20 protein-coding genes and 1 tRNA gene are annotated in these 22,885 nt (G+C 42.6%); 7 read left to right on the top strand and 14 right to left on the bottom strand.

The window, feature by feature from the left end; genetic code table 11:
- A complete protein-coding gene (locus A3729_RS25720; protein WP_068512642.1) occupies positions 1-1,029 on the bottom strand; it encodes an AraC family transcriptional regulator in 1,029 nt (342 codons plus the stop codon).
- 144 nt (positions 1,030-1,173) lie between these two features.
- Between A3729_RS25720 and A3729_RS25715 the strand changes: the two genes are divergently transcribed.
- Complete coding sequence (locus A3729_RS25715) at positions 1,174-1,935, top strand: SDR family NAD(P)-dependent oxidoreductase (RefSeq protein WP_068512644.1); 762 nt, start codon at positions 1,174-1,176, stop codon at positions 1,933-1,935.
- 105 nt (positions 1,936-2,040) lie between these two features.
- Positions 2,041-3,195: an acyl-CoA dehydrogenase family protein gene (locus A3729_RS25710; RefSeq protein ID WP_068512646.1), complete on the top strand. Its 1,155-nt coding sequence runs from the start codon at positions 2,041-2,043 to the stop codon at positions 3,193-3,195.
- Between the two features lie 5 nt (positions 3,196-3,200).
- Here A3729_RS25710 and A3729_RS25705 read toward each other — a convergent pair whose 3' ends face one another.
- From A3729_RS25705 to A3729_RS25645, 13 genes are all read right to left on the bottom strand, one after another.
- A complete protein-coding gene (locus A3729_RS25705; RefSeq protein WP_068512650.1) occupies positions 3,201-4,508 on the bottom strand; it encodes an AarF/ABC1/UbiB kinase family protein in 1,308 nt (435 codons plus the stop codon).
- A 462-nt stretch (positions 4,509-4,970) separates the two neighbouring features.
- Positions 4,971-5,957, bottom strand: a complete 987-nt coding sequence (locus tag A3729_RS25700; protein WP_068512652.1) for an AgmX/PglI C-terminal domain-containing protein — start codon at positions 5,955-5,957, stop codon at positions 4,971-4,973.
- Positions 5,958-5,959: 2 nt separating this feature from the next.
- Positions 5,960-6,454, bottom strand: a complete 495-nt coding sequence (locus tag A3729_RS25695) for a biopolymer transporter ExbD (protein ID WP_068509548.1) — start codon at positions 6,452-6,454, stop codon at positions 5,960-5,962.
- Positions 6,451-6,975, bottom strand: coding sequence for a biopolymer transporter ExbD (locus A3729_RS25690; RefSeq protein WP_068512655.1), 525 nt, complete (start codon positions 6,973-6,975; stop codon positions 6,451-6,453). Before A3729_RS25690 ends, A3729_RS25695 begins: the two co-directional genes overlap by 4 nt.
- 89 nt (positions 6,976-7,064) lie before the next feature.
- The gene (locus tag A3729_RS25685; protein WP_068512663.1) at positions 7,065-7,703 is read right to left on the bottom strand and encodes a MotA/TolQ/ExbB proton channel family protein; all 639 of its coding nucleotides are present in this window, start codon (positions 7,701-7,703) and stop codon (positions 7,065-7,067) included.
- Positions 7,704-8,038: 335 nt separating this feature from the next.
- On the bottom strand, positions 8,039-8,371 hold the full coding sequence (locus tag A3729_RS25680) for a hypothetical protein (RefSeq protein ID WP_068506862.1): 333 nt from the start codon (positions 8,369-8,371) through the stop codon (positions 8,039-8,041).
- Complete coding sequence (locus A3729_RS25675) at positions 8,372-8,995, bottom strand: tetratricopeptide repeat protein (protein ID WP_068512665.1); 624 nt, start codon at positions 8,993-8,995, stop codon at positions 8,372-8,374. It lies immediately after the preceding gene.
- The gene (locus A3729_RS25670; RefSeq protein WP_068512667.1) at positions 8,976-11,792 is read right to left on the bottom strand and encodes a tol-pal system YbgF family protein; all 2,817 of its coding nucleotides are present in this window, start codon (positions 11,790-11,792) and stop codon (positions 8,976-8,978) included. The genes A3729_RS25675 and A3729_RS25670 overlap by 20 nt, the downstream gene beginning before the upstream one ends.
- A 71-nt stretch (positions 11,793-11,863) precedes the next feature.
- Positions 11,864-13,624, bottom strand: coding sequence for a lipopolysaccharide assembly protein LapB (locus A3729_RS25665; RefSeq protein WP_068512669.1), 1,761 nt, complete (start codon positions 13,622-13,624; stop codon positions 11,864-11,866).
- Positions 13,618-14,154 (bottom strand): AraC family transcriptional regulator, encoded by a 537-nt coding sequence (locus A3729_RS25660; RefSeq protein WP_156498140.1) that lies wholly within the window; start codon positions 14,152-14,154, stop codon positions 13,618-13,620. The genes A3729_RS25665 and A3729_RS25660 overlap by 7 nt, the downstream gene beginning before the upstream one ends.
- A gap of 199 nt (positions 14,155-14,353) precedes the next feature.
- Positions 14,354-15,532, bottom strand: a complete 1,179-nt coding sequence (locus A3729_RS25655) for a VWA domain-containing protein (RefSeq protein WP_068512682.1) — start codon at positions 15,530-15,532, stop codon at positions 14,354-14,356.
- Between the two features lie 56 nt (positions 15,533-15,588).
- Positions 15,589-16,431: a MoxR family ATPase gene (locus tag A3729_RS25650; RefSeq protein ID WP_068512684.1), complete on the bottom strand. Its 843-nt coding sequence runs from the start codon at positions 16,429-16,431 to the stop codon at positions 15,589-15,591.
- A 189-nt stretch (positions 16,432-16,620) separates the two neighbouring features.
- Positions 16,621-16,830, bottom strand: a complete 210-nt coding sequence (locus tag A3729_RS25645) for a hypothetical protein (RefSeq protein WP_068512686.1) — start codon at positions 16,828-16,830, stop codon at positions 16,621-16,623.
- A gap of 99 nt (positions 16,831-16,929) precedes the next feature.
- Between A3729_RS25645 and A3729_RS25640 the strand changes: the two genes are divergently transcribed.
- From A3729_RS25640 to pta, 5 genes are all read left to right on the top strand, one after another.
- The gene (locus A3729_RS25640) at positions 16,930-17,271 is read left to right on the top strand and encodes a hypothetical protein (protein WP_068509768.1); all 342 of its coding nucleotides are present in this window, start codon (positions 16,930-16,932) and stop codon (positions 17,269-17,271) included.
- A 74-nt stretch (positions 17,272-17,345) separates the two neighbouring features.
- Positions 17,346-17,421: transfer RNA gene (locus A3729_RS25635), tRNA-Glu, on the top strand.
- Positions 17,422-17,634: 213 nt separating this feature from the next.
- Positions 17,635-18,852 carry an EAL and HDOD domain-containing protein gene (locus tag A3729_RS25630; protein ID WP_068512688.1) on the top strand — a complete coding sequence of 406 codons (1,218 nt, stop codon included), beginning with the start codon at positions 17,635-17,637 and terminating at the stop codon, positions 18,850-18,852.
- A gap of 42 nt (positions 18,853-18,894) precedes the next feature.
- Positions 18,895-20,109: an acetate/propionate family kinase gene (locus A3729_RS25625; protein WP_068512696.1), complete on the top strand. Its 1,215-nt coding sequence runs from the start codon at positions 18,895-18,897 to the stop codon at positions 20,107-20,109.
- Between the two features lie 96 nt (positions 20,110-20,205).
- A complete protein-coding gene (gene pta, locus A3729_RS25620; RefSeq protein ID WP_068512700.1) occupies positions 20,206-22,386 on the top strand; it encodes a phosphate acetyltransferase in 2,181 nt (726 codons plus the stop codon).
- Positions 22,387-22,885 lie beyond the last annotated feature (499 nt).

Raw genomic sequence — 22,885 nt, 5'->3', positions numbered from 1 at the left:
TCAAGCACTTCCAATCGAGTGTTTATCACGATAGGCACGCGGTGATAAGCCCATCCAGGTTTTAAACGCTCTAGAAAATACCGAGGCTTCATCAAAGCCTAATTCCAACCCTATCTCGCTTATTGATCGATTACTATCATTTAGCAGGCTTAGCGCTTTTTCACATCGTAGTTTTTGCTTAATTTGTTGGTAGCTAGTGTTTTCTTTTTCCAAGACACGCCTTAAATTTCTTGGGCTCATATTGAGTTCACTGGCCAAATCATCAAGCTTCTTAAACTGCATCGTATCATCAACAATCATATTCATTACTTGAGTACTAAAACTTCGTTGAAAGTCCGGCTTTGACAGCAAATCGGTTGGCGAATTTTGTAAAAAAGTATTCAACTCTTTCTGGCCCTGTTTAATAGGCAAATCCATAAGAGCTGATTCGAAGACTAGTGCGTTTTGCGTTTCACCAAACCTACAGTGACAAGGAAAGAGCAAACTATACTCCGCAACATGCGGTGGACTCTGGTAACTCAAGCTAACATATTTTAAAGGTAATCGTTCAGTAACAAGCCAGCTTGCAAAGCGATGCCAAACCAATAAAAAAAACTCTACGAGGAAATTGGCAGTATCCAACTCGGGCCGTACAGGCTGAAAAATAAGACGAGCTCCCTCCGTAGTATTTTCAAGTTGCAGCACGATATCGTTTCTAAAGGTACTGTAGAGCAAGCTTGCCCGCCTTATGCTTTCACCAATAGTTTGCTCCCTTATCATTTGTTTAGCTACGATGGCAAAAACACCTTGTTTACAGGGCTGATCGGTAAAGCCCATGAACTCATCATCCATTAGTCGCCAGATAGAACGAATTAGTGTTGATACTCGCTCAGATGAAATACGATCGCTCCCCCCATAGCAGCTGACAGAGAGAATACCTGAACTAAGACCGCAATCACTCATCACCTTGCTTACATCGACTCGGGCCCTCAAGGCACCCTGCAGAAGTGCATGTACATAGTACAGTGAAATTGAATTTCGCTTGTCCATATCGTCCGCTTAGGTAAAGTTTATACATAGTATATGTATCATTTAGCTAGTTTTCGTCCTATTTTGTCAAACCATATCCTGATTTGCTCTTGCCCGGCGCACAGTCTTCGATCAAACTTTTAGTTTTTCTTATAGGTAAATTCAATGGACATTAAAGGTACACCCGCAATTGTAACTGGCGGTGCATCAGGTCTTGGAAAAGGCACTGCACTCTATCTTGCAAGTTACGGCGCCAAGGTCGCGATTCTTGACTTACAAATCGAAAAAGCGCAAACCCTTGCTGAAGAAATAGGTGGCATTGCAATTGAATGCGATGTAACAAGTGCTGAAAGCGTTGAAGCAGCTATCAATAAAGCACGCGAAACTCACGGGCCCTGCGGTATAGCTGTTAACTGCGCCGGCATTGGCAATCCAGGACGTATTCTTGGGCGTGACGGCCCAATGTCTTTAGACTTTTTTAATACCGTAATTCAAGTAAACCTTGTTGGCTCATTTAATGTACTAAGGCTGGCGGCAGCAGACATGCAAAGCCGAGAAGAAAACGCAGACGGTGAGCGAGGCGTAATCATTTCAACAGCCTCAGTAGCGGCTTATGAAGGTCAAATTGGTCAAGCTGCCTATTCTGCCTCGAAGGGAGGGATCGTATCAATGACCCTTCCCGCTGCACGTGAGCTCGCAAAGTTTGGCATTCGCGTATTAGCGATCGCACCCGGCCTCTTCCTAACGCCTATGATGGAATCATTTTCTCAAGAAGTACAAGACAGCCTTGCTGCAACATTACCCTTTCCATCTAGACTAGGTAAACCCGATGAGTTTGGTAGGCTAGTGCGTGATATTGTTGAGAACCCAATACTTAACGGTGAAGTGATACGTATTGATTCCGCTGTCCGTTTGGCAGCAAAATAATACCAAGCGCGGCATTTTGGGAACATCATAAAGTCGTTACACGTGACCTAGCTGCTAAATAGTCCGCTATTATACAAACACTAACTCACTAAAAGAGGAACCCATATGGACTTATCACTGAACGAGGAGCAAATTATGATTCAGAGTATGGCACGTAAATTTGCCAGCTCTGAACTGATGCCTATCGCCGATAAGCTTGATATGGGGGAGGCACAGGAAACCTTTGTTAAGAATCTAAAGAAACTGGCTGAGCTCGGTTTTATGGGGCTCAATATCTCGAGTGAATACGGCGGTACCAATGCCGGTACCGTTTCCTTTAGTTTGGCCATCACTGAAATAGCCAAGGCTTGCGCTTCGACAGCAGTTACAACATCGGTAACAAACATGGTTGCTGAGGTTATCCAGGCTGTTGGCAGCACACAACAGAAACATTCTTATCTACCAAAACTTTGCTCTGGTGAATATTCTGCCGGAGCATTCTGCTTGACTGAGTCTCAGGCCGGTTCGGACCCTTCATCAATGAAATGTTCCGCTACTAAAACAGCTTCGGGCTGGGCGCTAAATGGCAGCAAGCAATTCATTACCAGCGCAGAATATGCTGGCGTATTTGTTGTCTGGGCTCTGACGGATAAGAGTGCGGCAAAAGGAAAAGGCATTTCTTGTTTCCTTGTCGAGGCGGGGACTCCCGGCCTAATAATAGGAAAACCCGAACAAAAGATGGGACAAAAAGCCTCTTCTACTTGTCAGCTTAGTTTCGATAACTGCAACATTGATGACAGTGCACTTTTGGGTGATCTAAACAAAGGCTATCGTGTCGCCGTTGGCGAACTGGCCGGCGGCAGAATAGGCGTCGGCTCATTAGCACTTGGTATTGCTCAGGCAGCCATCGACTATGCAACGATATACACAAAAGAACGTGAGCAATTTGGCAAGGCAATCGCGAACTTTCAAGGTATCCAGTGGATGTTAGCGGACACCTACACAGAACTAGAAGCTGCACGTTTGCTCCTTATGAGCGCGGCCTACACAAAAGATTCTGGCGCGCCGTTTTCAAAACAGGCATCAATGGCCAAGCTATTTTCAACAGAAGCCGCCAACAAAGCTTGTTATACAGCACTGCAGTTGTTAGGAGGCAATGGCTATATTAAAGATTATCCTATAGAGCGTCTTACTCGTGATGCACGCGTAACAACAATCTACGAAGGTTCCAGTGAAATACAGCGCATTATTATTGCTAAACAAATACTCAGTGAAGCATAGCTTAATCAGCCTTGCAGATAAGGGGCCAACTTAGAACGGAATTCCGCCTTAACCCCCATACTTTTGAGTATCCAGTACTGACCACTTATCATCCGGTCAATATATAAGCTTTCAACCGGCGGGCTAAAGTGCGACATATGTTTAAAGAACAAATGAGTTTGTTTGGCCGCTTCGATATGCAAAGAAGCAGATTCATAGTCATAGTCGTCATTTGTCAGAAAGGGCTCAAATAAAATATTCCGCCAAACTTTGTAGTAGTCTGAACCTGGTGAAGGTTTACTCTCGACCCGCGCACCTAATCTAATAAGCGCATCATCTAGCGCATCATAATCTTCCGCCAAACTAGCAACAATCGCATCTTTATAGGCTGCTAAAACTTCATGCTTAAGCGTTTTAATACAACCAAAATCATAAACAATAACTGAACCGTCTTTTCGAAAAGCAAAATTACCGGGGTGCGGGTCGCCATGAATCTGTTTGAAGTCAAATAGCTGCTCAGCCATAACTTCAAATAGTCTTTCGCCGAGTTGATTGATCTGATCCTGAGTATACTGCTCACGCTTTAGTGCTTGTATATCGTCTCCTGGTAGGTATTCCATCGTTAGAATATGCCTATTTGATAAGTCTTCGATAACCGATGGAATGAGTATCTTTGGATGCTTATCATGAAAACTTTGAAACATCGCAATATTTGCAGCCTCATTATTATAATCGAGCTCCTCATGTAAACGATCCCTAATCTCGGCAAATAGAGCGTCTACACTTTCTTTTGGCATCTTCAGCAAGCCACCTAGCTTAAGCGCTAACCTCAACTGCTTTAAATCAGAGTCGCATGACTCAGCAACCCCTGGATACTGAACTTTGACGACAACTTCTTGCCCTTGCTTAGTACAGGCACGATGAACCTGCCCAATTGAAGCAGCGGCATGCGGCTCTTCATCAAAACGACTGTAAAGCTCATCCAAAGGCGCGCCTAACTGGAGCTCAATCTGAGCCTTAATTATACTAAATTCAACTGGGGGCGCTTCTTTCTGGAGTTTTACTAATGCTTCTGAAAACTCTTTGGGCAATAAATCTTGAGTTTGTGATGCGATCTGTCCGATTTTCATCACAGCCCCCTTAAGCTCACCTAAAGTATCAACGACATCACCAGCCATTTTAGAATAGGTTTCGCGTTTACTTAAGGCAGCATTATCATCAGATTTAAAAACCGACTTGACCCGGTCAGAGGCATAACGACCGGCTACAGAGGCTGTCATTCCAGCTAATTTGATAAAACGTCCTTTCCGGGAACTAATTGTTTTTTTGGGCATAGTTTATATCGAGAAGCATTAAAGGGTGATTTTGACAAACAGCTGTCATTTTAACGATTACGTTAATCTATTTAACACTTAAATTGAGGTGCTCTGCAACAAAGAGGGGCTTAGTTGGGACTGAATAACGGCGCTTTAGTCCTAGAATTTACTTTAACAAAGTGAAATAAGTGGTAATTACGCCCAAACTAAGCCCTTTGGACGATTCAACTACGCCCCCCTCGCCTGTATTATTCCCTCATCGGTAAACAGGAAGAAGAGCACTCAGGCCGCTAACTTCTTCCTGTTTGCAGCTATCTAACGAGGTTCCTTAATTGGCATGTTAGAACTGATAATTTATTCTCCTTAAAAGGCACTTAGTATTTTCGGCTACTAGTGCCTTTTTTTTATGCCTGAATAAGTAGTCTCACTTTATAAACACTAGCTCACTCCTTTCCCTCATCGCTTACCTTGCCAAACGACCTAGTTTGGGCGAAAAGGGAATGGGATATTTATGGTGGTTTGCATTACATTCTCAACACCAAAGTCAGCTAAATACATTCGTTTAACAATTTTATTCTCGAGAACAGGGTGATTAAGCTCGGAACTTACGATACGGCAGAAAGAAACCTCCCCGCTTGGTTCGATTATCACTTCTAGCATTAACAAGCCCTCAAGAAAAGGGTCTTTTCGCAATTCCCGAACGTATAATTTGTTAAAGGCTGACTTTAAGGACTCGGCGACGAGACGAATATTTTCTTCGCTACGCGAAAGCATACCCGAAGCTGCTTCTTCTTCAGCAAGAGCTAAAGATATCTCATCTTCTGTTGCATCTAGCACCTCATTCTCACGCGCACTTAGTGAAACGGTTTCCGCTGGAGCCGCTAAGGCTTCAGTAGAAATCCCACTACTGCGCTTGAGCACTTCTGAACTAGCAGGTCCGCTTGCTTTCGCGGCAATGGTCGCCTGCTTACTTGGTGCAACTTTCTTTTTCAAGGCAGCGACATCGACGACTGTCTTAAGTTCAGCAAGATCTGACTGCAAAGCTAACAAGCCGGACTTTTTAGCAACTTCTCTCGCTTTTTTGACTTTTGTAGTCAGAGGTTTTTTAATCGGCTCCGGCTTTTTAATTGGCTTAGGCTTTTCTTTAGGCTTAGGCTTTTCTTTAGGCTTAGGCTTTTCTTTAGGTTTAGGTTTTTCTTCTTTAGGCTTTTCTTCAACCTTTTTAGGTTTCTCTTCCTTTTTGACTGGCTTGGGTTTGGGTGGCTCTTTTTTCTTCACTAACTTTGCTAGTTGCGGTGGGAGCTTTTCAAGTGATTTGCGATCTTTTTCAGGCACAGATGCATTAGGTATCCATACCGCTAGTACCAAAAAGACCATGAGCAAGGTAAGCAGAATACTGCTGAAACGTTTACTTTCACCAGCTTCTTTCGTCCAAGGTAGATTTAAGCGGTCTTGTGGAAAAATCATCCCTACCCCTTACCTTCAAGCTTTCTTGATACAGCCAGGGAAACCCGGGTATAGCTGGCGGCAGTACAAGTTGCCATAATCTTTTTTAACAGCTTATAAGGCACGTTTTTATCTGCGATTAAAGTAACAGGGTATCCATCACGAACATTCTGCAAAGACTGATTTTTACTTGCTTGATAGTCCAGCTCTGACTTTAAGCCAGGAAATAGACCGTCATCTGAAACCTCACTAATGCTAGATACTACCCGCCCCTGAACAAGGATATTGCTGCCACTTACAGCAATTACGATATTTTCCTTAGGCTGCTGCTTAGCCACCGACAGCGGCAACTCAACAGACTTATCCTGCTGAAGTACTTTTACATCTGAAGAGTTCACCATCAGAAAGAAAACTAAAATGGTAAAAATATCCATGAGTGACACAAGGTTTAAGCCACCGGTTTTATGCATTCGTCGGTAATGACGTTGCATCCTCTTCGCTCTTCTGGATAGTTTCATGGTGTCGCCCCCCCACCAGTACTTTCAACATCCAAAATGGGTGCGTCACCAATAGATATATCGGGGAAAAGCTCTGCATTAACAACACTTGCTGCAACAACAGTCTCATAAGAGCGAGTTAAATCCATGGCACTAACAAGAGTTTGATAATTTATCTCTTCGCCCAAAAGCAATGTGATATCAGTCTTCTCAGGGAACCTGTTTTTTAACTGCTTAAGGACTTTCACTAAGGAATCAAAGTCGTAACCTTGCTCACTACTCTGAATCTTTCTTATTAAACCCTGTTTCGTATCAGCCAATGTCAGGCTGTTTTTACGTATTATTAGTTGCAGTTGCAATTCTTCGGAATTATCTGGGAGTTGCGCATCGTCCAGTACTGGAAAATTAAGGTCTAATACTGCTGTTTGAGAAAAAACCATACTTAATAGCAATACCGGCACAAGTACAATCATGAGATTCATGAACGCAGTGATGTCCAATTCTGCCTGCTGAACAAGCTTTCTATGCTTCCTTCGTGCCATATATATATCGCTAGTTAGTAATACCGGTTAGTTATCTATCTTTTGAATAAATAAACTACTGTCAATTGAGTTCATAAAAAAGATGAGTGCTAGGACTGACCAGTTTTATCGGAAATCATATTTAGTAATTTCACACCAGCCATCTCAAAACTATCGACAATTTCATTGGTCTTAGTCTGTAGCACTGCATGGCAAAGCAATAGAGGAATAGCAGCCATCAAACCAAAAGCAGTTGTATTCATTGCAACGGAGATGCTTTGAGAAAGAAGAGAAGCTTTTTCTGCTGGATCGGCATTGGCTACTGCAGTGAACGCAGCAATCAAACCAATGATAGTACCCAGCAAACCAAGCAAGGTAGATACGTTAGCTAATGTCGCTAAATACTGTGTACGCTTTTCAAGGCGAGGAAGTGTTTCCATCAAGCCTTCTTCCATAGCGAACTCAATTTCATCCCGGTTAGCATTGTTTAATAAACGACTTAAACCCGCACCCATAATTGCTGCAATAGCAGCCTGTGAGTCGTTAGCAAACTTTAGCGCTTTTGGGTAATCGCGCTTTCTAAGAATCGGTAACAGCCCCTTATCAAAGGCATTTCTATTAGAGTTCTTTGCTGCGGTTAAATATATAAAACGCTCAATAGCAATCGCTAAACCGATTACTAAAACGACTGCGATTGGGTACATAAACGCCCCACCTTCCTGAAAAAATCGCAAGATCGTATCTAACATGATTTGTGCCCCTTAATGTTCTAATTAAAGCGTTTTGCAAATACTACGAGTACGTAATGCTCATAGAATCGCTACCGCATCTATTTTTTGTATTCAAAGTAATTGTTCGGCGTTGATGACTAAATAAACATCAACGAAATAAAACAGAGTTTGTCGTCAGCTATAATGCTGATTTTCATTATGTCTTTACCTGCACCTTAATACGTATGAACAGGTTCACGTTCCTTGTTGACGAACGACTATGTGATTGCAAGTGTATAGACAGCAACCCAGGAATTCCGGGACACGCTCATAAATTCCCTACAAATTTACAAGGTTTTACGCTTTCCATTACACTATCGAGGTTTGAAAGACGGAGAATCGACTTCCAAAAACCTTGAAAAATGAATCTGCTGTCGGAACCGGACAGGTTCAATGCTATCTAAAATGCCAGGAATACTTTTTGGCGGAGACGCTTCATCACGCTTCTCTATAGTTGGTAGTTTCCATGGCAGATCAAAACTTACATTTGGCAGTTCAGAGCTGCCAATAATAGAGACTTCCGACAGCGTTTCAACCCTCTTTTCATCTTGATTCGACTTAGAAACCGCAAAAGGAGACATAAGCAACAAAATGACAGATATCAGACAAGAAATTGCTTTAATCCTTCTCAATTTGATCAAATTCATTTACTTACGCTCCAGCATTTTTATCCAGCGCTCTACAGTCTTTGTGTCGTCTTCACCCGCATTTTTAACATAAGCCTGGTAATGTTCAATTGCTTGGTCGTAATCACGTAGGTACAACTCATAAAGTACCCCGAGATTGTAATTAACCATCGGATGATTTGAATCCTTTGCTAAGGCTGACTTTAAAAATCGTTCACTGTCCTGAAACTTACCTTCATCCTGGCTAATCAAAGATAATTGAATCAAAGCGTTTACGTTTTTAGGATTAATATCTAGTGCTTGCTGATAGTAGCCTTCAGCTTCAGCTAACTGCCTATTTGAATGACGAATCAAACCAAGGTTAACGTATGCACCAGCCAGGGTCGGATATCTATCAATTAAGCCCTTAAATATCTCTTCTGCTTCAACGTAAGATTTTTCTTTGATAAGAGCTAGACCTTGCTTGTATGCAATTTTATCGTCTTCCGTGAGGATTGGCTTAACAATAGCGCTAGCCGGCTTCTCAATCTGGATAGGCTCTATTTTTTTGCTAGTACTTGAACAAGCTACGACAAAATACAAAGCACCTATAACAAGGATTACCTTAGATATATGACTCATAGGCTTAGAAATATTCATCAGCATGTAAGATCGCCTTTGATTTACGTTCAAACTCTGTTGGATTCATTTCAGCTAACACTTCATAGGTGGCTGCAATCCATCTATCGTACTCACCATCAGGAACCTTATCGAGGTTAATCTGATAAATCTCCAAAGCTTGCTCTTCGAATGAGTACGCCTGCTCCTCCAGTAGAATGTCGTATTGCTCTAACTGAAGCTCTGTAAGTTTGTCGGGTCTTTCGGAAGACATGATATCTTGCGCTAAGGTTCTATATATCGTTCCGATTTTATAAGTAGCCGCTGAAATAACCTCGGACACTTCGTAATCGGCAAGGCTTTCGAGTTTAGCTACCAAGGCTTTTAGATTTCGTGTTTTTTGATCCAAAGACTTTTTGAGCGGTAAGCTTAAGCTAATCGCTTCAAACTGAAGGATGTCTTTGTTTAATAGCCTAAGCGCTGCATTTGCTGCAACATAAGCAGAACGCCCGTTTCGCTGAGAGATCCTATCCTGTTCATATTCTACAAGCGCTGCACGCCACTTATTAGCATTAGAGTCCTCTTTTCGACGATCAAAATAGCGAATACTTTGGAAATATGCCTCAATATTTAACTCGAACTGATCGGGATAGCGCTTAACAAAACCGTCCAAAAGCCCAACAGCTTCATAGGCAAAGTCATTTTCTAAGTAAATTTCTGCAGCACGATAAAGTGAGTTCGACGCTTTAGCCAAGTCCGCAGTAGAATTCGATATCTCGACTAGTTTTTCTGCAGCAGGAATTGGCTCTTCATTCTCCAAGTAAGCATAGACGAGCTTATCTGAGGCATCCTCATACAACTCACTATCAGGAAAACGCTCTTGGAAAACGTTTAAGGTGGCGATGGACTGCGGCCAATTTTGTATTTGTAGAAACTGTGTCGACGCATCAAAAAGTGCCGTAGGAGCAATACTCGAATCCGGCACTAGGTCGACGACTCTCAAATAAAGTTCGGCACTTTTCCCAATCGCACTTTCTTTCTCTGCTTGCTTGTAAACAGACGCAGCTAAGCGCTCGCTTAAGACCTCTACATCAGACTTCTTATTATAAGTAACAAGTTTTTGATAGGCTTTTTCTGCAAGAGAATAGTTTTCTAGCTCGAAATGACTATGAGCGTTAACCAACCAACTAGAATACAATATCGCAGCAGGTGCCGATCTGGACTGTACAACTCGGGAAGAAACTTCTACTGCATTGATATAGTCTAGTTCGCGATAATATTCATTTGCTAGGTCGTTCAACAATCCTGCCGTCTGATTAGCCATAGGAAAATGCGCAGCAAAACGCTCAATCGCTTCTCTGCGAAGTAGCTTATCAGATGGCCCGAGATCTTGGGTATTGCCGCTATTTGAAACTTTGATGTCGTCATATGTCAGAACTGAAGCATAGCCAGCTTGAACTGCCTTTGGATGGCTAACATTTTCATAAGCTGCACGTTCGTATAGAGAAATTGCACGACGATAATCACCAATTTTATATGCAGCCTCAGCTGCAAGGTAAAGGTTCTCACCGCTATAGCGATCTTGACCTCGCGTGAGAACCAGCTCTTCGTAATAGTCTGCAGCCTGCTTACCAAATACATAATAGCTTGACGCTTTAGCTGAAATTTCAGCAGGCTCACTCTTAACTTCGGAGTCTTTGGCGTAAGCCGTTTGCATTCTTACATAATATAGGTGTGCCAACTCATCTAGGGCCTCAACAAGCAAAGGTCTGACAATCTCTAATTGAGAGGGTTCAAGCGTTTTCCAATAAGGGCTATGAACACCGAAATTCTTTACAAAATTTTCTTTCGCTTCCCATTCTAGAATATCGAAATTACCACGACGATAGGTTTGTATTTCATTTTGTGCCATTCGATAAGCATCAAAATTCATTTGATAGTTATCGGTAAAGCCCCTGGCTACGAGACCCGCATCACGAAATCGCTCAGATCTTAGGTGGAATCGAAATAAGGAGTCATAAAGCAAATATGCATAGTCCTTATGCCCGATACTCTGTTGTAGCACCTCAATACTCTCGCCGCTTCTGTCTTGAGAAAACATAGTAGAGAAAAGTCGGAAGGTATCGTCAACAATATCTTGATCCTTGAGGCCCAAGGTATCGTACCCGATTGCATTCCTTAGCTCAGGGTACTTATCTAATACCTTACTAGCATGAACTGCTGAGTCGGCAAACCTGTCCTGTCTAAAAACAGCCCAACCTAACTTAAAGTTTGCTCTATGATGGAAGGTAGAATCTTTTGTAAAAGCCAGTACTTTCTTATACTGCGCTTCAGCTTTATCAAACATACCCAAATCAAAATATGTCTCGGCAATTCGGAACATACTTTCATCAACCAGATCAGACTTTGGGTAAAGACCTACTAACAATTTAAGTCGTTTTATAGATTCTTCAGAATTACCTATAAATTTTGTTGCCTTAGCTGTTTGGTAAAGCAATTCATCCATGCGTTGATAAAATACACCTGAATCGACAATACGATCATAGCTATCGAGCACCACCTGACTTTGAGTAACTTTATCAATCGTAAGTTTCTTGCTATCGAGTTTGTACTTTTCCCTTAAGTTATTAATACGATTCAAAGCATCAATTTTTACATTAGGCGAGTTAGCGTTTTCAAATAATTTTATGTAGCGCTTTAAGATGTAATTAATTGAGACCTTGGGTAAAGGTTTATCTTGGTAGACGATAAAGCTCGGTTTGATATCACCAATGGTTTCGAGATCACTTTTCAACTCAAAAATAAATGGGTCATCACTAGCAGCATAAGAAGTGTTTGAAAACATACCTACAGCTAAAAGAAGTACCCAAGAATAAAGCCTAGGAACGTTGTTTCTAGTCGATTTAATAAAATACATCATCGAGAATAGCGCCCGTCTTTACTTTTCTTTCGCTTAGTCGATTTATTTTCAGCGATACCCTGGAAAATATGCACCAAGCCTTGCTCAGCTCTCTCATAATTGGACATCATCACCTTTCTTAGCTCAGAAAGATGCTGCCGGCAGACATTAGTAATCTCGCTATCCAACTTATCTAGCAAAGCCTCTATCTTCACTTTTTTCGCTGCGAGTCGCTGCCCTAGAGCTGCGCTTTCAGATAACTGGCTTGAAAGTAGTTTAGGACCATTATTTACTTTGCTTTGAAGCTTACCAAGCCTACTTGCCAAAGTATCTACACCGTTTTTCATTGCCTCAATCTGCAAGCTCTTACTAAGCTTTGGCGTCATCAAGTTACTTGAGGAAAGTTTGCCAACTTTTTTATCATAAGCATTAATTCGGTTAGCAATTTCAACAGAATTAAAACGCTTTATTTGTTTACTGAAATTACTCTTTTTAGAGTTCAAGGCCTGAGAAAATACGGATAATTGAGTCTGCCAATACTCGATATTTACCACTAGGTTGTGCATCTCGGTGTATAGCTTAATATCGTCATGAATATCCCTATCCTGAGCGAAATAACGGTAATAAGCAGCGCGTGTAGTATTCTTAACAACACCTTTTGACAAAAACCACTCCAGCCCCTTAATTTCACTACCATCAATCAACACTGCATGCGCACCATGTTTTTCAAGCGCCGTATCTAGCTTGTTAATCGTTCTCAATTCGTTTTCAAAGCCGGAACTGGCTTCTTTATAGGCTTCAAGAGCCTGACTTATATAGCCGGAGCGTTCGTATGCGTAAGGAATGGCCAATGCTGCTTCAGCAACACTTTGATTTGTAAGAGGGTAAGTCTTGGTACTAAACCAGGATTGAGTGGCAGCACGAAAATCACCAAGCTCCAGATGTGCCAAGCCATTCAGGTATAAGCCTGCAGCCGTACTGTCAGAGTCAAGGCGAACCTTTTTGAAAAACTCTAAAGCAAGGTCTGGCTTTCCCCCCTCCAAATAGAGTGAGCCGGACGCAAGATTAATTCGGTCAGCCAAAGCCAACTCTTCTTCGCTTTTACCTTTATTCAGTGAACTCGCTATCCAAAGCGTGCCGAGCGCTTTAGTTTTGTCATGGCTCGCTTCAGCATAAGCTATAGCAAGATTGTAATAAGCATAAGCAGCCCAGACTCCTCCGACCAAATCCCTTAGTGCTTTCGCTGCTCTCTGTGGGCTACCGAGCTCTATAAAGCAGTTTGCTCTATAAAAAGTCCAACGCTGTTTATCATCTAGTGACAGCTTATTCTTTAGTCCCTTGAATGACTTAAGCGCATTAATACAATCGTTATCGTTATAGTAGACTTCACCAAGCGTAAATCGCTCAGAATCACTAAGTTTGTTTTTTTGCTTGCCATTGATATCTAACAGCTTACGCGCTTTGTTAGACATGCTATAACCATGTAAGGCTGCGTTATAGTCGGCAGGATATTTTGAAATATAAGGCTCGTTCATCATCGCCAGTGCATTGAAGACGTCACCGCTATTTAGCTTGAATTTGACCATGCCCTCGTAGAGTTCTTCTGGAATGCCTTTGCTTTGGCTGGCGGCAAGTACAACTGTTGGAACAGATAGCAGAATAGAAAGAGTCAGGCACGCAAGAGCAAAGCTAAAAAGTTTGGTACATTGCAAGGCAACATAACGAGATGAGAACTGAAGAATACTACCTGACATAGAAAGCATGATGACAGCTACCATTGCTTAACTTTGAACAAGGGCTCTCGCTTACCAGCACTTTCAATAACTTCCATCTGTATGTATTTAGCCTTATTTTCCTTAGTGAATTTCAAGGCTTTCTTACGACGAAAATAGCTATTATCTGCACCCTGTCCGTTAAACTGGGCTGTTAATTTGTGCTGTCCATCAGCCAAACTTCCAAGATAGATTTTTTGAACCCCGCCCTTCTTTAAGGCTGCCAACTCAGACTTGTTGTACAAATGCGTAGCGACTAATTTGTCATCTAACAGAACTTCAATTGAATCAAGCGTAAAAGTAGTTTTGGCATCAAGGGATAGAAAAACAGCCAACTGGGTTTCAGTTGGATATAGTAACTGTTCTTCAAAATTATAAAGTTCTCTATTTAGCTCAATTAAGTCTGACTTGATCTGTTCGGCCTCTTTGGCAAGCTTAACCAACTCGGGAGACTTTTTCTTTACAGGAGATTTCTGAGACTGGCTTGCAGGAAGGCTATTGTTAGCGGGCTGAGCAACAGGGGGCGCTGCATTCAACTGCATACACGATATAGAGATTAGAACAACGAAAACAAGAAACCGCTGGATACCCATAACAAACTTCAAAATTTTATAAGTGATTGTTATTCTGATAATAGCAAGTCTTAAAGAAAAAAATCTGTGCTATGTCACTAAATAAGTAAGTAATTGTAATCGTGAAAGAAATATTGATTAAAGATTATCCAAACACCCCAACTTAGCGACTGAGATAGCGCATTGCGTCTTCGAGCCCTTCAACCGTCATTGGGTACATATTGTCCTCTAAGAGCTGCTTGGTTATCCCCAAAGAGCCGCCCTCCCCCCAGTATGACTCTGGCAGAGGGTTAACCCAAGCCACTTTATCAAAATGATCGGTCACACGCTGCATCCATACAGCGCCAGCTTCTTCATTCCAATGCTCGATACTGCCACCTGGCTGAGTTATCTCGTAAGGTGCCATTGATGCGTCACCAACAAAGAGTACTTTGTAGTCAGAAGAATATTTGTGAATCACATCGTAGATCGGCATGCTTTCGTTTGAACGACGAATATTGTTCTTCCATACACTTTCGTAAATAAAGTTATGAAAGTAGAAATACTCCATATGCTTGAATTCAACACGCGCCGCAGAAAACAACTCTTCGCAAACTTTTACATGAGGGTCCATTGAACCACCAATATCAAAGAAGATCAGCACCTTCACAGTATTGTGGCGCTCAGGCACAAGCTTAAGGTCAAGGTAACCGGCATTACGCGCGGTAGACCTTATTGTATCATCCAAGTCCAACTCATCAGCTGCCCCCTGACGAGCGAACTTACGCAAACGACGCAGCGCAAGTTTGATATTTCGAATCCCAAGCGTTACATCGCCATCAAGGTCTTTGTAGCCACGCTTCTCCCAAACTTTAACAGCACGACCATTTCGACCGTTTTTCTGTCCAATTCGAAAACCTTCAGGGTTATAGCCATTCGCACCAAAAGGTGATGTACCACCGGTACCAATCATCCGGTTCCCGCCTTGGTGCTTTTTCTTTTGCTGCTCGATCCGCTCTTTAAACGCTTCCATTAGCTCTTCGAGGCCGCCCATGGCTTCGATTTTATCCTTTTCTTCCTGAGTTAAGTTCTTCTCAAACTCTGCCTTGAGCCAATCTTCTGGAATCATTTCTTCGAAGAGATCATCAAGCGCTTCGATTCCCTCAAAATATTTGCCATAGGCGCGATCAAATTTGTCGAAGTTTTTCTCATCTTTTACAAGGCACAAGCGGCTTAAATAGTAAAACTCATCGATATCAGCAAAGACTATATTTTTCTCAAGCGCCTCCATTAAGTCTAAGAACTCCTTAAGCGTTGCTGGAACCTTAGAACGGCGCACTTCCTGAAAAAACTCTATTAACATCGAGATACCTCTTTTCTACTAATACAAACCGATTGCGAGTAAAAAATACTTTTAGGCTAACCCTTGCGCCTTGCCATAAATGCCAAGCGCTGCAGCAAGTGGACATCCTGTTCATTCTTAATCAATGCACCATACAAGGGTGGTATTGCTTTAGAGGGGTCTCGCTCTTGTAGAATTTGTTCGGATACTTCGTCAGCCATCAATAGTTTAAGCCAATCGATCAATTCGCTTGTTGAAGGCTTTTTCTTCAAGCCAGGAACTTTACGCACATCAAAAAACACATCGAGCGCCTCTTTAACCAAGCTCTGCTTCAAGCCGGGGTAGTGAACCTCCACAATTTTCTCCATTGTTTCGTGGTCTGGGAAGTTGATGTAATGGAAAAAGCAGCGTCTTAGGAATGCGTCCGGTAGTTCTTTTTCGTTGTTACTGGTAATCAATACAATTGGTCGATTTTTCGCCACAACACGTTCTTGTGTCTCGTAAACAAAAAATTCCATTTTATCGATTTCAAGAAGCAAATCGTTTGGAAACTCGATATCGGCTTTATCAATTTCATCAATCAATAGCACAACACGCTCTTCTGCTTCGAAGGCTTCCCACAACTTCCCTTTCACTATGTAGTTAGATATATCGTGAACACGGTCATTTCCTAACTGGGAATCTCTTAGACGTGACACAGCATCATATTCGTACAAGCCCTGCTGAGCCTTTGTTGTCGACTTGATGTGCCACTGAATTAAACGCGTGCCAAGTGATTCTGCTAACTGCTCAGCCAGCATAGTTTTACCAGTACCTGGCTCACCCTTAATAAGAAGAGGCTTTTCTAATTGAATCGCAGCATTTACAGCCATCTGTAAATCACCGGTCGCTACATAATCGCTAGTACCCTTAAAACTCATACTAATACCTTTTGATATAGACTCTTTGCCTCAAGCAGCCAAGACAAACTAAAACCAACAAATAGACAGACTGAAACTAAAGCCTGAATAGGAAAAACGTGAATTCTATTCTAGTTTTAAGTGCAACGGAAATCCTGGCAATAGATTATTTCAACAACAGTGTGTTCCAGAAACCATCCATATTGAGTTTTAAGCGCTATAATAAGGTACTAAAGCATGTGGAATTTGTGCAATTAATAACCTTAAATCATCAGTGAGCTCTTCCAATTGAAACAAGTTTTTTTCTTGATAGTGACGTTTATTTGCTTCTTCACCACTACCACAAACGCCCAACAAAGCCCTAGCGAAGTCGGCAATAAACAGACCCACCTTTCCTGCGCCATAATTACCAGCGAACATCTAACAATTTTACAATTATTCCAACGAGGACTACCTCAACAAGTCGCAATTGATTCACTACCAGATATAAGCAGAAAAGCCCGTAAGCGCGTCGAGTATGTGTATCAACTGGCCAAAGATATTGGTACGTTAAACGCCTATTCCGATATCAACACAAATTTTGCCCGCTGTTCAACTCTTGTATACAAGAACAAAGGTCTACCCGCCATAGATTTGGCCGAGCACGCATACTATTTTTGCTCTGGTGAAAACAAACTTCGATTCGAGATTATCCTGCTCATCGACCAGGGACTTTCGCAAGAAAAATTAGAAGCTCAGATTCCTACTACGCATCATAAAGTATTAAAACAGTACCAAAATCTAATAAAACGTAAGGGCACTCTTGCAGCATTTGACCTCACTGCAAACAATCTCAAAGCTTGCTTACAACAAATTGAATAGTTTTTTATTTAAAGTGTTGACTTGGTCGAGCCTCTTCTCTAGTATACGCGCCACTTCGACGGAGAAGCAGTTGCGTCCCCTTCGTCTAGAGGCCTAGGACACCGCCCTTTCACGGCGGTAACAGGGGTTCGACTCCCCTAGGGGACGCCATTTTCCTTCTTAACTTCTCCAATACCTCTCGAATACTTCCAAGAACTTAGTCTCCCCCTAGATATAGATACCAACCCAATCTTTTTACGTTTTTTTGCACCATTTTCCACCTGTTTTTACCCGCGTCAACTAAACTGCTTATAGACAAACTACGCGCCCAACTTATCCGAACAAGTTTTGGTGCGATTTAGGGATTTTCTATTGAGACAAAGTATGACCGATAAAAACGACGTATTACTTGCCAGACAACCAATTTACGACCGTTCAAAAACAGTCACTGGTTACGAGCTACTCTTTCGCAGTGAATGCGACACCCCCATTAGTAGCTTTGATGGCAACCTAGCAACGTCACGGGTTTTACTTAATTTATTTACAGAAAGCGATATATCAAGCATTACGAATAACCTGCCTGCCTATGTCAATTTTACTGCTGAACTCCTGCATAACCCACCACTATTCAACCCTGATACGGCGGTAATAGAAGTACTGGAAAATATCGAAATTACAGACAAGGTTGTTTCCAGCCTAAAAAAGCTTAAACAACGCGGTTTCACGCTAGCACTTGATGACTTTATTATGGATGAACGTTATCAACGCATATTGCCACTGGTAGACATTATTAAACTAGAACTACCTGAAATGGACGATGATGAATTACAGGCAACTATTAAAAACCTTAAGCAGCATGACGTAACTCTTCTGGCGGAAAAGATCGAAACACCTGAGCAATTTAAGCGCTGCCACGAACTTGGCTGCGACCTCTTCCAAGGCTATTTTTTATCCAAGCCCGAGATAATTAAAGGTAAGAAAATCGCTGCAGGAAAAATGACAATAATTAACCTAATTTCTGAAATTCAAGCACCCGAGATTGATATGGATGGCTTAACCTCCATCATTTCCCGAGACCCGGCACTAAGCTTCAAGCTACTCAAGCTTATTAACTCCGCCGCCTTTAAACGAAGCAACACCATAGACTCTATTCACAAGGCTGTCACCTTACTGGGCATAGATAAAATTAAGAGCTGGGCCAGCTTGCTGGCATTAAGCAAGTTGGACGACAAGCCCGAAGCGCTGCACTATATGGCGCTGGTACGTGCACTAATGTGTGAAAGGCTATCGGAATATATTGAACCAAGCCTAAAAGACCAGTTTTACACCGTCGGCCTGCTTTCTTGCCTTGATGCATTTTTTGATCAATCACTAAGCGATATCGTCTCTCATATTTCATTAGCACCGGGAATAAATGATGCGCTCACTCTATTAAAAGGTAATGCCGGACTTGCCCTATCCACCACAATTGCCTTTGAACAGTCTGAATGGCAAAAGTTAGACTGGACAGCATTAGCCAAATTCGAGTTAAATGCTAAACAAATCAATGAGATCTATTTCGAATCATCTCGAAGGGCCTTGGAAATTTCTGCAGAGAATTAGTACTCAGGCCACCCCAATAAACTTAGGAAACGTTTATTTAGCATGGCTAACTCCCTTATTCTTGTTATCAATTGTGGCAGTTCATCTTTAAAGTTTGCACTCTACTCAACCCACCCTGAAACAAGCCTTCTCGCAGAAGGCTTGGCAGAGTCGCTTAATCAGACAGAAGGCAAACTTACTGTTAAGCACTCAGGTGAGAAAGAAACCCTCTTATTAAACCTATCTTCGGAACTTGGCAACAGCCATGCGCTTGCCCTACAAGCAGCAATAGAGAAACTTGCTCGGCACTTTCCAATCAAAGAAGAACTCAAGGCCATCGGACATAGAGTTGTTCACGGCGGTAATATCTTTAGCGAATCTGTTGTGATTAGCGAACAAGTACTTGAGCAGATCAAAGCCTGCATCCCCCTTGCTCCATTGCATAATCCAGCCAATATAGTGGGTATCGAGAGCTTACAAGTGCTGCACCCTAATCTCCCACAAGTTGCAGTATTTGATACGGCATTCCATCAAACAATGCCAGCCAAAGCTTATACTTACGCACTACCCTACAAGCTTTATTCTGAACATAATGTTCGCCGCTATGGTTTTCACGGTACCAGTCACCGCTATATTGCTAAGCGTGCATCTGAAACGATAAATAAGTCATTGCCAGAGCTAAACATTATTACCGCTCACCTGGGTAACGGCGCAAGTGTTGCGGCAATAAAAAACGGTAAAAGCGCTGATACAAGTATGGGCATGACCCCACTTGAAGGGCTTGTAATGGGCACCCGATCTGGCGACATCGACCCAGGTATTTTTGACTTTCTAATCAGTCAGAATTACTCACCCGAGGAGATATCCGAACTCCTAAACAAGCAAAGCGGTTTACTCGGTATATCTGAGCTGAGCAACGATATGCGCACAATTTGTGAGAAGGCAGATGAAGGTCATACCCAATGCAAACTTGCTTTGGAGGTATTTTGCTTTAGAGCGGCCAAACACCTGGCCGGCATGATGACCTCACTAGAACAAATAGATGCACTGGTGTTCACCGGTGGAATTGGCGAGAACTCAGCTGTCGTTAGGCAAAATATTGTCAAACACTTGTCAATTTTCGGCTTTACTATTAACCATGCAGCAAACAATCAGCCTTCTTCACGTAACGAATGCTACAACGGGCTTTCTATTCATGAAGACCAATCTATCCCGGTACTCGTCATCCCAACTGACGAAGAAGCTATGATTGTAGAAGACACTCTATCGCTAATATAACAAATGCTATGCGGCCACTTCTACCAGCTATTGCAACGAACCATTATGCTCTCAAACCCTTAGAATATTTGAGAACAGATTTAAGGAAAGTCTAATATGTCTAAGTCATTTTTTATTGCACCAACCGCTAAAAATGCCGGCTTAACATCCGTCAGCCTTGGCCTACTCAGAGCGCTTGACCAGATAGGTGTAAGAGTTGGTTTTTTTAAGCCGATTACACAAATTACCCAAAGTCACCCCGATCACTCTGTCCACTTTGCTAATGCAATCAATCATATAGACAGCCCAAAGCCTATTCCACTGAAGACAGCACAAGATTACCTTACACGCGGCGACAAAGACCTTCTTATGGAAGAAGTAATCGAAAACTTCCATAAGATAAAAAAGCTGTACGACGTAATAATCATTGAAGGAATTGTTCCAACAACAGACGAAGCTCATACCAGCGTGCTCAATAAGGAAATGGCAAACAGTCTCGACGCAGAAATCATTCTGCTTGTGCCAATGACCTCCTTGCCAAGCAATTGTTCAGTTGATACCTTCGATGACCACCTAAAAACATCCTTGAGCCTATTCTCCTCAATTAAAGCCGGTGTCATTGGCTGTATTTTGAATAAAGTAGGCTGCGCACAAAACGCCAAACAACTGCACGATGATGCGATTTCGCTCACCGAAGCAACAGAGGTCGAAAACTGCCAACAACTACTCAGCACCAGCACCTTAATAGAAGCATCCACAGTGCTTAGTGAAAGTTTTCATTCTATAGGCCAGATACCGCTTGTACCGGCTTTACAGGCGCCGCGAGTCTTTGATATCGCAAATGAGCTACAAATGAAGGTTGTACCCGGAACGGGTAACGAGGAGATTTTGCGTACCCGAAGGGTTACGAGGATCGCCATTTGCGCGCGCAGTGTTAGCAATCTCATCAGTGCCCTAACCCCAGGCTGCCTGCTGGTAACCCCTGGCGATAGGAGTGACGTGCTACTTGCTGCTGGAATGGCGGTACAAAATGGCCTTCCTCTAGCGGGCATCGTGTTAACGGGCAACTACCAACCCGACGAAAGTATTCTCGACTTCTGCCGCCCGGCACTTCAAAACGGCTTACCACTGCTTAGTACGCATCATGACACCTTTGAAACCGCCGTCGCATTATCCAAGCTTGAAAACAAAGTTCCGCTAGATGATTTAAATAGAATGGATGAGGTAATGACGACAGTTGCCGACCATCTGGATATAGACTGGCTCAAGCTACACTGCGATAAAGAACGCGCAACACGCCTTTCTCCGCCGGCATTTCGCTATCAATTATCTGAAAATGCGCGCAGTGCAGCTAAGACGATCGTATTACCTGAAGGCAATGAACCAAGAACGATATGTGCCGCTATTGCTTGCCATGAGCGAGAACTAGCTCAGTGCATACTAATCGGGAAGCCCGATGAAATTAAGGCGGTCGCAAGTGCTCAGGGTGTTACGCTTTCGAGTGATATTCAGATCGTCGACCCTGACGAAGCACGTGAACGCTATGTCATCCCAATGACAGAGATCAGAAAGCATAAAGGCGTGAGTCACCAAATGGCGCGAGCAATGCTAGAAGACAATGTCGTACTCGCAACGATGATGGTGGCGCTAGATGAAGTTGACGGGCTTGTATCAGGAGCTGTTCACACAACAGCCAACACTGTGCGCCCCGCGCTTCAGTTGATTAAAACAAACGATTGCGCCAAGGTAGTGTCTTCAGTTTTCTTCATGTGCCTCCCCGACCAAGTACTTGTATATGGTGACTGCGCCATCAACCCAGACCCGAATGCCGAACAGCTGGCCGATATTGCGATACAAAGTGCCGACTCAGCCAAAGCATTTGGCATTGACCCCAAAGTCGCCATGATTTCCTATAGCACAGGTGTAAGCGGCACCGGCGCAGACGTCGACAAAGTTCGTGAAGCTACTGAGATCGCTAAGAACTTAAGGCCAGACCTCGTAATTGACGGCCCCCTCCAATACGATGCGGCGGCGATTGAAAGTGTCGCCAAGAAAAAGGCACCGAACAGCCCGGTGGCCGGTCAAGCAACCGTTTTTATCTTCCCAGATCTAAATACTGGTAACACCACCTACAAAGCTGTACAACGTAGCGCCAATGTAATCAGTATCGGCCCAATGCTACAAGGTTTGCGCAAACCTGTTAACGACTTATCTCGTGGCGCATTAATAGAAGATATCGTCTTTACCATTGCACTAACGGCCGTACAGGCATGTCAGTCTGAACAAAAAGGCGATTAAAAAGCAAACCGAATTTAAGGCGCTATATCTTAGCGCCTTCATTTAGTTCGCCTCTAGTATTAGCAAAACCTACACATTCCGCTTACAGATCTAGGACTGAGATGCCTATAACAAAACACTATATCTAGTGCTAACATAAAAAGATAAGTAAGCACTAATTCTGCAAAGCCCATAAATACAAGCACCTTCCTTTTCCTCATATTTTATCGCCCCAAAGTATTGACAAACCAGTCTCGACCACCTTGATATTTACACAATAAAAAAATCGGAAAAGAAACTTCACACACCACAATATAGTGTTATACTTCCCGCATACACAACAACATGTAGTGGATACTAAAACAAAACGCCCCCTATATATTGATGTAATAAGGACAGTATTAGCCCCCAATGGACCAGCCTTTTTCGGGTTTTTACATACTGAACAAGCTTTGATGTCAGCGGCTTATGCCACTAAAGCTAGAAACAGTGTGCGGTAAAGTGATGTACCAAACTAACA

It is taken from the genome of Oleiphilus sp. HI0043, from assembly GCF_001634935.1.
Note: the sequence above shows the minus strand (reverse complement) of the source record. Positions and strands in the feature narration are given on the sequence as shown.